The organism is Micromonospora sp. C81, assembly GCF_018070425.1.
Taxonomy (GTDB): Bacteria; Actinomycetota; Actinomycetes; order Mycobacteriales; family Micromonosporaceae; genus Micromonospora; species Micromonospora zamorensis.
The window spans coordinates 78,699-91,876 of the sequence record NZ_JAGPXS010000025.1 but is presented as its reverse complement, the minus strand read 5'-3'; the positions used below and the strand labels follow the sequence as shown (position 1 = coordinate 91,876).

Sequence of the window (13,178 nt, the reverse complement as noted above, 5' to 3'; positions counted from 1 at the left end):
CCGGCGAAGACACCACCGGCGAACGCGAGACCAGCAACAGACAACATGCTCTTACGGAAGATCGTGTTCATGGGGGTAGCTCCTTCGGGGGTAGGAAACACCCGCACCGCCAATGGGGGTCGGCGACACAAGGGGTGTGAGCACCTCGTCCGGCGCTGCATCAAACAAAGGAAAAAAGTCTTAGGGAGATCGGCACCGCCAAGCGGGGGGGCTTGCGGGGGCCGGGTCGGCGGCCTGCGAGCCGGAGGGCTCGGGCGCCGGGTCCATGTGTAACGACCGGGGGTCCGGGGTCATTCCGGGGGCCGGGTCATTCCGTGGCACCCGATGGGGCGGGGCTGGGGAGGCTTCAACGATGCGGGCCGGGTCGGCATTCCAACCCCGCTACCAACCCGTAGGCGGGGCGGTGAGGCGGTGGTCCTGCGATCATCAGAGTGTGTAACGACCCCGCCCCGGCCATCATTCCGACCCACCGGTGCACCCGGTCACAGGCCAAACGCCCCGAACCTCGTACCGCGGCCATCGGCGCTCTCGGCTCAACCCCTCAGACCGGACAAACCTCCCATACGGCGGCGCGGCCGGCCTCAGCCCGTTCCGTTCTGGGCATGATCCACTCGGCTTTGCCAATATCGAGGTGTCCGAGACGGCGGGACACCCCGACATCATTGAACTCGTGTCGATCATGCGGATGTTGGAGCTTTCCACGGGCCCGGGCGGGGGAGGCCGAGCCGCCTAGGACCCGGGGATGTTGAGGCCGCCCAGGGGTGGAGACGTCGAAACCGCGCCCCCGAACCAGGGACGCGGTTTCGCGGACGTCAGGTATGTGTCGGGTCAGGCGACGTTGCGTTGGGCTGGGACGGTCGACTTGTGCGGGTGACCCAGTCGGGCCTCCAGCCGTGCGACGTCGACCCGGGCGTGCCGGCGGTCTGCCAGGTCCTCCCAGCCGACGGCGAGCAGTCGCAGTCGTTCCGACTCGCTGAAGCCGCCCCACACGCCGTACGGCTCACGGACCGACAGCGCGTGTGCGGCGCACTCGGCCCGGACCGGGCAGGCGCGACAGACCGACTTGGCGGCGGACTCGCGACGCAGTCGGGAGGAGCCACGCTCGCCGTCCGGGTGGAAGAACTGGGCGCTGTCCCGCCCTCGGCAGGCACCGAGCCGTTGCCAGTCCCAGAGATCGACGATGGGTCCGGGCAGTCTACGTACGTTCGACATCAGCACCCCTCCTCCCGCGCGGCTCCGCGAGAATCCTTGTGGCCGGCATCCGTGCGGCGGGCCGCGCAGGCGCACCGTTCCCGGCCTGGACCTCCCGGTACCCGGGCCGCAGCCGACTCACACGTGTGTGATCGAAAACGTCCTACAAATTGCGGCTTTTGCCCTATCTGTCGGAAAAGTTCGAAGGATTGCCGGGAACCCCCTCCCGAGCCGACCCCGTCATGGTCTGCTCGTTGGCGGAGAGGAGACCACAGTGCGTACCGTCCTTGTGTGCGTTCGGACACCACTCGCGGCCCAGCACCTTGCTTCTGCTGCCGCGCGGCTGGGGTTGTCAGCAATTGTTCGTACCGCAGTCTCCGATCCTGAGGTGATGCTGCGGCTGGCCGAGCGACCGGCCGACGTGGTGTTGGCCGACACGGCCCTCACCCGGCCGGACAGCGCCGGCTTCGTTCGTCGGGTCCTGGCCCGCGCGCCGCAGGCCGCGGTGCTGCTGCTCGGCACCGAAGAGTCCGAGGCGGCGGCGGCCACCATCAGCGCCGGTGCCCGCGGTCTCATTCAGAACGTCGACCACGACCTGACCAGCGCGGTGGCCAAGGCCCTCCTGCTGCTCACAGCGCCCGGCCGGGCCTCCCGGCAGCGGATCACCGATCCGGCCCGGGATGCCGCGGCGGTAGGCGGTTCTGGTCGCTCCGGGCCGTCCCCGCGTGGCTCCGGCGAGCCCGGCTGGCCGGCAACGCCCGGCGACGGGTCGGCGGGGATGCCGTCGGTGCCGGTGCAGCGGGGGGACGACGAGGCCGAGTCGGCGACCGGCGAGTCGTCGGCGGATCAGACCGATCCGGCCCGGCCGGCTGCGAACGCCCGGCCCACCCGGGCGTCGATCGGGCTCACCGAGCGCGAGCTTCAGGTGCTGCTCGGCATGGCCGAGGGTAAGAGCAACGCGGAGATCGGCCGGGAGTTGTTCGTCTCGGAAGACACGGTCAAGACGCACGCTCGCCGGTTGTTCCGCAAGCTTGGGGCCCGGGACCGGGCGCACGCGGTGGCAGCCGGCTTCCGCGCCGGGCTGGTCGCCTGAGGGTCACGCCACGGTCACCGGCACGCGCCACGCCGCACTCCACCGGCAGGCGCCACGCCGCGCTGCGCCGCACTCCACCGGCACGCGCCACGCCGCGCTGCCGCGCAGTCATCGGCGAGCGCCACGCCGCACGTCACGGTCACCGGCAGGCGCCGCACGGCACCATCAAACGGCGTCCACGCACCCGACCGTCACTGCGTTGCGGTCGGGGTGCCCGGCTCGTCCTCGGTGCCCTCGGTCAGGGTGTCGTGCACGCCGTCGGCGTAGCCCCGGGCGTAGTCCCAGGTCACGTAGTGGTCCGGGTCGGGGTCGTACGCGGGCTCGTGCACCCGGGGGCGGCCCGAGTTGAGCAGGTGGCGCAGGTTGCCCCGGAGCAGGTCCCAGTCGAAGTAGTGGGGCTCTCGGCAGTCCTCGCATTCGATCACCAGGCCACGGACCCCGATCGGGGCGAGCAGGGCCTGGTAGATCTCCAGGTCGGCGAGGTCTTCCAGCACGTCCTGCCGCTCGACGTCGGTCAGCGGATCCGGCGTCGGGTCATCGCCCGGCTCATCCAGACCCGCTGTGGGATCGGCCGGGTCGCCATTGAACGGGTCGATGGGCTCGTCGTGCACCCCTTCACCGTAGACCCAACGCGGCGCGGACGTCCGCCCCCCGGGCCGTGCGCCGGGCCGGGCCGCCACAGACGGGTCGCCCAGGTCACTGGGTACGATGAGGCGACGTGCCGGCACCGTGGCGCGCTCCGGTGCCCGCCCGCGCCACCTCGCTGAAGCCCATCCGAGCAGCTCAGGGGAGCAATCGTGGAAAATTCGCCCAGCACCGATCTTCCGGCCGGCGTGGAGCACGCCGACCTGGGCGGCCACCTGCCCGAGCTGCCGGCTGGCTCCGCCCGGGTGGTTCCGCTCGGCCTCACCTTCGACGACGTGCTGCTCCAGCCGGGCGAGTCGGACGTGGTGCCCAGTCGGGTCAACACCCGGACGAAGCTCACCCGCAACGTCGAGTTGTCCATTCCGCTGCTCTCCAGCGCGATGGACACGGTGACCGAGGCCCGGATGGCGATCGCCATGGCCCGCCAGGGCGGCATCGGCGTGTTGCACCGCAACCTCTCGATGGAGGACCAGGCGCTCCAGGTCGACCTGGTCAAGCGCTCCGAGTCCGGCATGATCACCAACCCGGTGACCGCCAGCCCTGACGACACGCTGCGCGAGGTCGACGAGCTGTGCGGGCGTTACCGCATCTCCGGCGTCCCCGTGGTGGACGGCGACGGCCAGCTGGTCGGCATCGTCACCAACCGCGACATGCGTTTCGTCTCCGAGCCGGACACCCCGGTCCGCGAGATCATGACCCACACCCCGCTGGTCACCGCCCGGGTGGGCGTGAGCAAGGACGACGCTCTCGCGCTGCTGCGCCAGCACAAGGTCGAGAAGCTGCCGATCGTCGACGAGTCGGGCCGGCTGCGTGGCCTGATCACCGTGAAGGACTTCACCAAGAGCGAGCAGTACCCGGACGCCAGCAAGGACGACGCCGGCCGCCTCCGGGTCGCCGCCGCCATCGGCGTCGGTGAGGACTCGTACAAGCGGGCCCGTGCCCTGGTCGACGCGGGCGTCGACGTGCTGATCGTGGACACCGCGCACGGTCACCAGCGGGCCGTGCTGGACATGGTCCGCCGGCTCAAGGCCGACGTCACTGTCGACATCATGGGCGGCAACGTGGCCACGTACGCCGGCGCGAAGGCGCTGGTCGACGCCGGCGCCGACGGCGTCAAGGTGGGCGTGGGTCCGGGCGCGATCTGCACCACCCGGATCGTCGCCGGTGTCGGTGTGCCGCAGGTGACCGCGATCATGGAGGCGGCCCGTGCCGCCCGGCCGGCCGGCGTGCCGGTGATCGGCGACGGTGGCATCCAATACTCGGGTGACATCGCCAAGGCCCTGGTGGCCGGTGCCGACACGGTGATGCTCGGCAGCCTGCTGGCCGGCTGCGAGGAGAGCCCCGGCGAGCTGATCTTCGTCAACGGCAAGCAGTTCAAGACCTACCGCGGGATGGGGTCGCTCGGCGCGATGCAGTCCCGGGGGCAGGCCAAGTCGTACAGCAAGGACCGCTACTTCCAGCAGGACGTGCTCAGCGACGACAAGCTCGTCCCGGAGGGCGTCGAGGGTCAGGTGCCCTACCGGGGGCCGCTCTCCCGGGTCGCCCACCAGCTGGTCGGCGGTTTGCGACTGGCCATGGGATACGCCGGTGCGGAGAACATCCCCGATCTGCACCGCCGGGGCCAGCTCATCCGGATCACCGCGGCCGGGCTGAAGGAGAGCCACCCGCACGACATCCAGATGACTGTCGAGGCGCCCAACTACCACACCCGCTGACCCACCACCCCCAACCATCTGGAGTCCCCCATGCGTGACGTGGTCGAGATCGGGCTGGGCAAGACCGCGCAGCGCGGCTACCACCTGGACGACATCGCCATCGTGCCGAGCCGCCGGACCAGGGACGTCGACGACGTCTCCACCTCCTGGCAGCTCGACGCGTACCCGTTCGGTATCCCGTGCGTCGGCCACCCCTCCGACGCCACCATGAGCCCGGCGTCGGCGGTGCGGCTCGGTGAGCTCGGCGGCCTCGGTGTGCTCAACGTCGAGGGGCTCTGGACCCGCTACGAGAACCCGACCAAGGTGCTGGAGGAGCTGGCCGGCCTCGACGAGGACGCCCGCGCCACCAAGAAGCTCCAGGAGGTGTACGCCGAGCCGATCCGTCCGGACCTGATCGCCGAGCGGGTTCGTGAGCTGCGCGCCGGTGGCGGCACTGTGGCGGTGCGGGTCTCCCCGCAGCACACCCTGGCGCTGGCTCCGGTGATCCTGGACGCCGGGGTGGACATCCTGGTCATCCAGGGCACCATCGTCTCGGCCGAGCACGTGTCGACCACCGATGAGCCGTTGAACCTCAAGGAGTTCATCGCCGACCTCGACCTGCCGGTGATCGTCGGCGGTTGCACGGACTACAAGACCGCGCTGCACCTGATGCGTACCGGTGCGGCCGGGGTCATCGTGGGCATCGGTGGCGACGAGTGGTCGACCACCGAGTCGGTGCTGGGGATCCGGGTGCCGATGGCGACCGCGATCGCGGATGCGGCGGCGGCCCGCCGCGACTATCTGGACGAGACCGGCGGCCGGTACGTGCACCTCATCGCCGACGGTGACATCCAGACCTCGGGTGACATCGCCAAGGCGCTCGGCTGCGGTGCGGACGCGGTGATGCTCGGTGAGCCGCTGTCGCTCTGCGAGGAGGCCCCCGCCGGTGGTGCCTGGTGGCACTCGGCGGCGAGTCACCCGTCGCTGCCTCGGGGCGCGTTCGAGGTTGCCGGTGAGCCGCTCGGGTCGATGGAGGAGCTGCTCTTCGGGCCGGCTGACGAGGCCGACGGCCAGCTCAACCTGTTCGGTGGGCTGCGTCGGGCGATGGCCAAGTGCGGTTACCGCGACCTGAAGGAGTTCCAGAAGGTCGGCCTGGTCCTCGACCGCTGACCCTTCTCTCAGACGCCGGAAGGCCGGCCCCGCGGTGCTGCGGGGCCGGCCTTCGTCGCGTTCAGCCGGGAGTCACTTGTCCAGGTAGATGGTCAGGTCGGACATGTTGCGGTAGCTGGTCGCCGCGAAGTCGAGCGACTGGCCCTTGTTGTCGGCACCGCCGGGGGCGGTGTCCATCTCCCAGTTGGCGTGGTGGAAGTTCCGCTCGCCGATGGTCTGGAAGAACTGCTGGAAGTTGAGGTCACCCTCGCCCAGCGGGGTCATCTGGTATCCGTTGGGAACACTGGTGTCCCGGTCGCCGTCCTTGGCGTGGAAGAGCGGGAACCGGGTGGTCCGGTCGGCCACGGTGAGGATCGGGTCGAACAGGTCGGTCACTTCCTGGCCGGCCGGGTCGACGTACTTCTGGTGCTTGTAGCGGGCCACGTAGGCCCAGTAGATGTCGAGCTCGAAGAAGACGTACCGCGGGTCGGTGATCTCGAAGAAGTACTCCAGCCGGCGGATGCCGGACGACCGGGTCTGCCGGCCCTGCGCGTCGCGCGGGCCACGGTCGATCAGGAAGCTGTACGCGGCGTCGTGGTTGTGCGTGTACAGCCGCATGCCCCGGGCCCGGGCCTGCCGGCCCAGCTCGTTCCAGATGTCGGCGGCGGCATCCCACTCGGCCTTGTACGCGCTGCTGGTCGGGTCACTGCCGGTGCCGATGTTCTTCATGCCGAGTTCCTCGGCGATGTCGAGCTGCTGCTGGAAGGTGGCCGGCTGGATCGAGGCGTGGGTGCCGTTGGCCACCAGACCGTTGTCGTCGAGGATCTTGCGGATCTCGGTGGGGGTGATCTGCCGGCCGAGGATCTCGGTGCTCTGCGTGTAGCCGGCGAACTCGATCTCCTTGTAGCCGATCTCGGCGAGCCGGGCGAGGACGCGCTCGAAACCGTAGGGCACTCCACTGTCGTCGGGCGCGGCGGTGATCCGGTCGCGGACGCTGTAGAGGATGATGCCGCGGTTCTTCGCCGGGATCAGCGGCTCGACCCGCAGCTTGCTCTTGGGCTTGGCGAGCGCGGGGGTGCCGGTGGCGAGGACCGGTAGGCCGGCCGCGCCGATCGCGGCGGCTGCGCCGGCGGACGCGGCGAGCAGGGACCGACGGCTGAGTCGGCCGGTGGGGGTGGCGTCGGGTGCGGTGTGGTCTGGCATGGTTCCACCTTTCGCGACGGTGGTCGGAGATCGACACTAACGTCGGTCAAAGTCGAAAGAAAGTATCGATCGACGGCTACTTTTGTTTGATTCAACGAAAGTAACTGATGATCGTCAATACGGGCCGTGTCGTCTGCGGCGCTGACTACGCTCGTCCTGACCGGAGGTATCGCAGGGGGGTGTGCATGGTCCGGACCGGACGGAGATCGGCCGGCAGTCGGTTGGCCGCCATCGCCGCCACGCTGACCTGCGTCGTCGGACTGGCCGCGACCGGTTGTACGGGCGACAGCGACGGGTTCCGCGCCGGCGCGGCCGACGCGGGCGACCCGTACGTGCCGGGGCGCGGCAACGGCGGCTACGACGTCTCGCACTACGACCTCGACGTCCGCTACGACCCGTCGACGGACCGGCTGACCGGTCGCGCTGTCATCACGGCCACGGCCACCCAGGACCTGTCCCGGTTCAACCTGGACCTGGCCGGCCTGACCGTCAGCGCGGTCACCGTTGCCGACGCACGAGCCGACCACCGGCGCGGCGACGGCGAGCTGGTGGTGACCCCGCGCGCCGGGCTCCCGCGCGGCCGCCAGTTCACCGTGGCGGTCGACTACGCGGGTGTGCCCACGGCTGTGGTCGACGGGTCGTTGGGCAGCGGGGGTTTCCTGCACACCGCCGACGGCGCTGTCGCACTCGGCCAACCCGACTCGGCCGCCACCTGGTTCCCGGTCAACGACCACCCGTCGGACAAGGCCACCTACGACCTGGCGGTGACCGTCCCGGACGGCCTGGCCGCACTGAGCAACGGTGTGCCCGGCCCGAAGAGCAGCGCCGACGGCTGGACCACCTGGCACTGGTCGGAGCGCGCCCCGATGGCCAGTTACCTGAGCACCCTGGTGATCGGCGACTACCGGGTGGTGACCGGCACGCACGCCGGCCGACCGATGGTCACGGCGGTGGCGGCGAGCCTGCCCGCGAACGGTGGCGCGGCCAGCTCACTGGCCCGCACCGGGGCGATCGTCGACTTCCTGGCCAGCCGGTTCGGCCCGTACCCGTTCGACTCGTACGGCGGGATCGTGGTCGCCGACGACCGGATCGGGTACGCGCTGGAGACCCAGTCCCGCCCGGTCTACGGGCCCGCCTTCTTCGCGGACGACCAACCCAACCCGAGCGTGGTGGCGCACGAGCTGGCCCACCAGTGGTTCGGCGACAGCGTGTCGCTGACCAGGTGGAGCGACATCTGGCTCAACGAGGGCTTCGCCAGCTACGCGGAGTGGCTGTGGGAGGAGCACGACGGCGGCCGGACCGCGCAACGCAACTTCGAGCTCCAGTACGCGGCGACCGACTGGTCGCAGCCGTCGGTCGAGCCGGGCCGGGAGTCGATGTTCGGCACGGCCGTCTACAAGCGGGGGGCACTCGCGGTGCACGCGCTGCGCCGGACCGTCGGTGACGACACGTTCTTCCGCCTCCTGCGGACCTGGACCAGCGAGCGGGCGGCGGGCAACGCGACCACCTCGGACCTCGTCGCGCTGGCCGAGCGGGTGGCGGGTCGGCAGCTTCGACCGCTCTTCGACGCCTGGTTGGTGGGTGGATCAGCGCCCACACTGCCGTGACGGAGCCGTGATGGCCGGTCGATATGCTCCCGCCTGCGGACGGCGGGGGACCGTACGTGCGCGCGGAGCGGTGGACGCCGTCACCGCGACCGTACCGGGGAGGGTTCGAGATGCGGGTGACGCGGCACGACCTACGGATGGGCGTCGGTCTGTTGGTGACCGGGGCGCTCGCACTGTCCGGATGCGACTCGTCGGCCCCGGAGGCGGCGTCGGCGCCGAGCGCGTCGCCCACCCCGGCACGGACGTTCAATGCCGGTGCCGAGGGGGTCGGGGACGCCTACTTCCCGACCTACGGCAACGGCGGCTACGACGTCGGGCGGTACACGGTCAAGGTGCGCTACGACCCGGCGAAGGACCGGTTGACCGGTACGACCACGGTGCAGGCCACTGCGACGACCGACCTGTCGACGTTCAACCTCGACCTGGCCGGCCTGACGGTCACCACGGTCACCGTGGACGGCGCGCCGGCCACCCATGAGCGGAAGCGGAACGAGCTGGTGGTCAAGCCGGCCTCCGGCCTGATCAACGGCAACGGGTTCGTCGCCGAGGTCACCTACGAGGGTGTGCCGAAGCCGCTGAAGAACGAGACGCTCGGTGAGGGCGGGTTCCTGCACACCCCGGACGGTGCCATCGCCCTGGGTCAGCCCGAGTCGGCCAGCACCTGGTACCCGGTCAACGACCACCCGTCCGACAAGGCGGCGTACGACTTCGAGGTCACAGTGCCCGACGGTCTGACCGCGGTCAGCAACGGCGTGCCGGGCGGCAAGGCCAGCAAGGACGGCTGGACCACCTGGAAGTGGTCGGAGAAGTCGCCGATGGCGAGCTATCTGAGCACGCTGGTGATCGGCAAGTTCCGGATCACCACCGGCGAGCACAAGGGTCGCCCGGTCTACAACGCGGTCGCCACCAACGTGGCCAAGGGCGCGGCCGACACGTCGATCGCCCAGACCGTCAAGGTGGCCGACTACCTGGAGAGCGTGTTCGGGCCGTACCCGTTCGACGCTTACGGCGGTGTGGTGGTCACCGACAGCCGGATCTCGTACGCGCTGGAGACGCAGAGCCGCCCGGTCTACTCCGCCGGCTTCTTCCGGCAGGGCGAGAACACCGAGGTGGTCGCGCACGAGCTGGCGCACCAGTGGTTCGGTGACAGTGTCGCGCTGGCCAGGTGGGAGGACATCTGGCTCAACGAGGGCTTCGCGACGTACGCGGAGTGGCTCTGGGCCGAGCACACCAGGACGTACACGGCCAAGAAGGCCTTCGACAACCGGTACGCCCGGATGTCCGCTCAGGTGTGGAAGACGCCGCCGGGCAAGCCTGGTGCCAAGGAGTTGTTCAGCGAGTCGGTCTACCAGCGCGGCGGCATGACCCTGCACGCCCTGCGGGTGGCTGTGGGCGACAAGGCGTTCTTCGAGATCGTCAAGACCTGGGCGGCGGAGAAGCGCAACGGCACCGCCACCACTGCCGAGTTCGTCGCCCTCGCCGAGCGCGTCTCCGGCAAACAGCTCGACGCGCTCTTCGACGCCTGGTTGTACGGCACGAAGAAGCCGGCCCTGCCCAAGCGGCTCTGAGCGGGGTCAGTTCTTGACGACCAGGGTGGGGTTGGCGGCGAGGTAGGCGTCGGCGCGGCCGGCGCGGAGTTCGGTGATGAACTTCCGGCCGACGGCGGTGAGCTGTTCGCCGCGGTAGGCGCTGCCCTTGCCGACGCCGGACCCGGGCAGGCCGACGAGCACGAACTTGTTCTCCGGCATCCCACCGAGGGCGTACGCGATGTCGACGATCCGCCGCCCACCCACGTAGATCAGCGTGTTACCCAGCGCCGCGACGACCTGGTCGACCCGCTCCGGTTGCCGGGCCAGGCCCTCGTCCAGGATCTTGCTGGTCAGCGCCTTGATCAGTTGCTGCTGGTGACGCTGCCGGGCGTAGTCGCCGCCGGTGATGTAGCGCTGCCGCGCGTAGTCCAGTGCCTGCCAGCCGTTGAGGTGCTGCTCGCCCTTCTCGTAGACCTGCTGCGGACCGGTGTAACCGCCCGGCACGCTCTCCCGGTATTTGCCGTCCGGTCGGCGGTGCATCGACTCGACCCGCTGGTCGACGTAGATGTCCACCCCGCCCAGCGCGTTGACCAGCTTGTCGAACCCGTTGAACGTGAGCACCGCACCGGCGTCGATCCGCAGCCCGGTGTACCCGGCGACCGTGCTGCGCAGCAGCTCGTACCCCTGGGCGGTGCTCGGCTCCTTGGGTTTGCCCGGCACCCGGCTGCCGAAGCTCATCGCGTGGGTGAGCTTGGTCTTGCCGCCCTTGTAGCCGGCCTTCGGGAACGCCGGGATGTCCACCAGCAGGTCGCGGGGGAGCGAGAAGAGGTACGCCCGGCCCAACCCCTTCGGCACGTGCAGCACCAGCACGGCGTCCGAGTGCGGTTCCCATCCGGGCACGCTGACCCGGGTGTCCACGCCGACCAGCAGCAGGTTGAGCGGGCCGGTGATGTCCGCGCCCGGCGGTGGGCCGCTGGGGCTCGGGGTGGGCGTCGGAATCGGCGTCGGCGTCGGCGAGCCGGCCACCGGAGCGCCGCCCGGCTTGTTGTCGCTGGTCAGCCGGGTGATCACCACCGCCCCGGCCGCGATCAGCGCGACGGCCGCGAGGGCCGTCAACCCCAGCAGCAACCACCGTCGGCGCGGTGCCATCGACCCGAGGATCATCTGAAAATTCCCTCCACCTGTCTGGTGAACAACGCTCCGACGGGTGCTCCGGGTTGCGGCCGGAAGGCGCCGGGTCGGTCGGCCGGAGCATGATCGCGCGAAATCGGGCGCTAGCGCGAGCGCTACTGGCGAGTAATGATGCATCCATGCGGTATGACGTGGTCGTCATCGGGTCCGGCTTCGGCGGCAGCGTCACCGCGCTCCGCCTCTCCGAAAAGGGCTACTCCGTCGCTGTGCTGGAAGCCGGCCGACGCTTCGCCGACGACGAGTTCCCGCAGACGTCCTGGCGTGCCCGCCGGTTCCTGTGGGCGCCGAAACTGGGCTGCTACGGCATCCAGCGGATCACCCTGCTCCGCCCGGCCGCGAAGCGCTCCGGCGGTGGTGTGCTGGTGCTCTCCGGAGCCGGGGTGGGCGGCGGCTCACTGGTCTACGCGAACACCCTCTACGAGCCGCTGCCGCCCTTCTACACGGACCCACAGTGGCGGGACATCACCGACTGGCGCGACGAGTTGGCCCGCCACTACGACCAGGCGAAGCGGATGCTCGGCGTCACCACGTACCCGGTGAACACCGGCGCGGACCGGGCCATGCGGGCGGTGGCCGAGCGGATGGGGGTGGGGCACACCTTCCACGCCACCCCGGTGGGCGTGCACATCGGCCGCCCCGGCGAGCGGGTCGCCGACCCGTACTTCGGCGGCGCCGGGCCGGAGCGCACCGGCTGCTCGCACTGCGGCGGGTGCATGACCGGCTGCCGGCACGGGGCGAAGAACACCCTGGTCAAGAACTATCTCTGGCTCGCCGAGCGGCTGGGCGCCGTCGTGCACCCGCTGACCACTGTGACCGCCGTCAAACCCGCCGCGGAGGGCGGGTACGAGGTGCACACCGTCCGCACCGGCGCCTGGGTGCGTCATCGCCGCCAGGTGATCCACGCCGACCAGGTGGTGTTCGCCGCCGGAGCGCTCGGCACCCAACGGCTGCTGCACGCGATGAAGGACGACGGTGTGCTGCCCGGGCTCTCGCCCCGCCTGGGCGAGCTGACCCGGACCAACTCCGAGGCGATCCTGGGTGCCTCGGTGGCACGCCAGCAGGCCCGGGCCGAAGGGCTGGACTTCACCGACGGCGTGGCGATCACCAGCTCGTTCCACCCCGACCCGCAGACCCACATCGAACCGGTCCGCTACGGGCGCGGCTCCAACGCGATGGGGCTGCTCCAGTCGCTGCTGGTCGACGGCGGTCCCCACCGGGTACGCCGCTGGCTGGGCAGCATCGTGCGCCAGCCACGGCTGGCCGCCCGGATGCTGTCCGTGCGCGGCTGGTCGGAGCGGACGGTGATCGCCCTTGTGATGCAGTCGGTGGACAACTCACTGACCACCCGGTGGCGGCGCGGCCTGTTCGGTCGTCGACTGGTCACCGGCCCGGGCCACGGCACCCCGAGCCCGACCTGGATCCCGGCCGGCAACACCGCGGCCCGACTGCTCGCCGACGAGATCGGCGGCACCCCCGGCGGCTCCCTCACCGAGCCGTTCGACATCCCGGTGACCGCGCACATCCTCGGCGGGGCGCCCATCGGCGCCAGCCCGGCCGACGGGGTGGTCGACCCCTGGCACCGGGTGTACGGGCACCCCGGGCTGCACGTCGTCGATGGCGCTGCGGTCTCGGCCAACCTCGGCGTGAACCCGTCGCTGACGATCACCGCGCAGGCGGAACGGGCGATGTCCTTCTGGCCCAACCGGGGCGAGGAGGACCCCCGCCCGACGCTCGGGTCCCCGTACCGCCGACTGGCACCCGTACCCCCGCACCACCCGGCGGTGCCGACGGACGCCCCGGGCGCGCTGCGGCAGTGAGGCCGGCGGGCGCGGGGGGCGAGCCGGTGCCGGGCGCGGCCGTGACTGTCGGTAGGATT

At 70.6% G+C, this 13,178-nt stretch carries 10 protein-coding genes; 6 read left to right on the top strand and 4 right to left on the bottom strand.

What is annotated here, in order from left to right; genetic code table 11:
* Positions 1-828: 828 nt before the first annotated feature.
* Entirely contained in the window at positions 829-1,212 is a 384-nt protein-coding gene (locus KBX46_RS29385; protein WP_088952018.1) for a WhiB family transcriptional regulator, read from the bottom strand.
* Positions 1,213-1,465: 253 nt separating this feature from the next.
* Here KBX46_RS29385 and KBX46_RS29380 point away from each other — a divergent pair, with 253 nt between their 5' ends.
* Positions 1,466-2,284, top strand: coding sequence for a helix-turn-helix transcriptional regulator (locus KBX46_RS29380; RefSeq protein WP_099848589.1), 819 nt, complete (start codon positions 1,466-1,468; stop codon positions 2,282-2,284).
* Between the two features lie 191 nt (positions 2,285-2,475).
* Here KBX46_RS29380 and KBX46_RS29375 read toward each other — a convergent pair whose 3' ends face one another.
* Entirely contained in the window at positions 2,476-2,895 is a 420-nt protein-coding gene (locus KBX46_RS29375) for a DUF5319 domain-containing protein (protein ID WP_088950168.1), read from the bottom strand.
* Between the two features lie 186 nt (positions 2,896-3,081).
* On the opposite strand from KBX46_RS29375, the gene guaB reads away from it, so the two are divergent.
* Both guaB and KBX46_RS29365 read left to right on the top strand, forming a co-directional pair.
* The gene (gene guaB / locus KBX46_RS29370; RefSeq protein WP_088950167.1) at positions 3,082-4,644 is read left to right on the top strand and encodes an IMP dehydrogenase; all 1,563 of its coding nucleotides are present in this window, start codon (positions 3,082-3,084) and stop codon (positions 4,642-4,644) included.
* Between the two features lie 30 nt (positions 4,645-4,674).
* Positions 4,675-5,793 (top strand): GuaB3 family IMP dehydrogenase-related protein, encoded by a 1,119-nt coding sequence (locus KBX46_RS29365; RefSeq protein WP_088950166.1) that lies wholly within the window; start codon positions 4,675-4,677, stop codon positions 5,791-5,793.
* Between the two features lie 72 nt (positions 5,794-5,865).
* Here the strand turns inward: KBX46_RS29365 and KBX46_RS29360 are convergent, their stop codons facing one another.
* Positions 5,866-6,975, bottom strand: a complete 1,110-nt coding sequence (locus KBX46_RS29360) for a sugar phosphate isomerase/epimerase (protein ID WP_141911123.1) — start codon at positions 6,973-6,975, stop codon at positions 5,866-5,868.
* Between the two features lie 185 nt (positions 6,976-7,160).
* On the opposite strand from KBX46_RS29360, the gene KBX46_RS29355 reads away from it, so the two are divergent.
* Both KBX46_RS29355 and KBX46_RS29350 read left to right on the top strand, forming a co-directional pair.
* Entirely contained in the window at positions 7,161-8,582 is a 1,422-nt protein-coding gene (locus tag KBX46_RS29355; protein WP_210795194.1) for a M1 family metallopeptidase, read from the top strand.
* 110 nt (positions 8,583-8,692) lie between these two features.
* Entirely contained in the window at positions 8,693-10,150 is a 1,458-nt protein-coding gene (locus KBX46_RS29350) for a M1 family metallopeptidase (RefSeq protein WP_210795192.1), read from the top strand.
* 6 nt (positions 10,151-10,156) lie between these two features.
* Here KBX46_RS29350 and KBX46_RS29345 read toward each other — a convergent pair whose 3' ends face one another.
* Positions 10,157-11,260 carry an LCP family protein gene (locus KBX46_RS29345; RefSeq protein WP_247668365.1) on the bottom strand — a complete coding sequence of 368 codons (1,104 nt, stop codon included), beginning with the start codon at positions 11,258-11,260 and terminating at the stop codon, positions 10,157-10,159.
* Between the two features lie 161 nt (positions 11,261-11,421).
* On the opposite strand from KBX46_RS29345, the gene KBX46_RS29340 reads away from it, so the two are divergent.
* On the top strand, positions 11,422-13,119 hold the full coding sequence (locus KBX46_RS29340; RefSeq protein ID WP_210795188.1) for an FAD-dependent oxidoreductase: 1,698 nt from the start codon (positions 11,422-11,424) through the stop codon (positions 13,117-13,119).
* Positions 13,120-13,178: the final 59 nt, after the last annotated feature.

Bases quoted from the DNA above. Each gene is read 5' to 3' on its own strand.
- KBX46_RS29385 (WP_088952018.1), bottom strand. From the start codon at position 1,212: ATGTCGAACGTACGTAGACTGCCCGGACCCATCGTCGATCTCTGGGAC.
- KBX46_RS29365 (WP_088950166.1), top strand. From the start codon at position 4,675: ATGCGTGACGTGGTCGAGATCGGGCTGGGCAAGACCGCGCAGCGCGGC.
- KBX46_RS29360 (WP_141911123.1), bottom strand. From the start codon at position 6,975: ATGCCAGACCACACCGCACCCGACGCCACCCCCACCGGCCGACTCAGC.
- KBX46_RS29355 (WP_210795194.1), top strand. From the start codon at position 7,161: ATGGTCCGGACCGGACGGAGATCGGCCGGCAGTCGGTTGGCCGCCATC.
- KBX46_RS29350 (WP_210795192.1), top strand. From the start codon at position 8,693: ATGCGGGTGACGCGGCACGACCTACGGATGGGCGTCGGTCTGTTGGTG.
- KBX46_RS29345 (WP_247668365.1), bottom strand. From the start codon at position 11,260: ATGGCACCGCGCCGACGGTGGTTGCTGCTGGGGTTGACGGCCCTCGCG.
- KBX46_RS29340 (WP_210795188.1), top strand. From the start codon at position 11,422: ATGCGGTATGACGTGGTCGTCATCGGGTCCGGCTTCGGCGGCAGCGTC.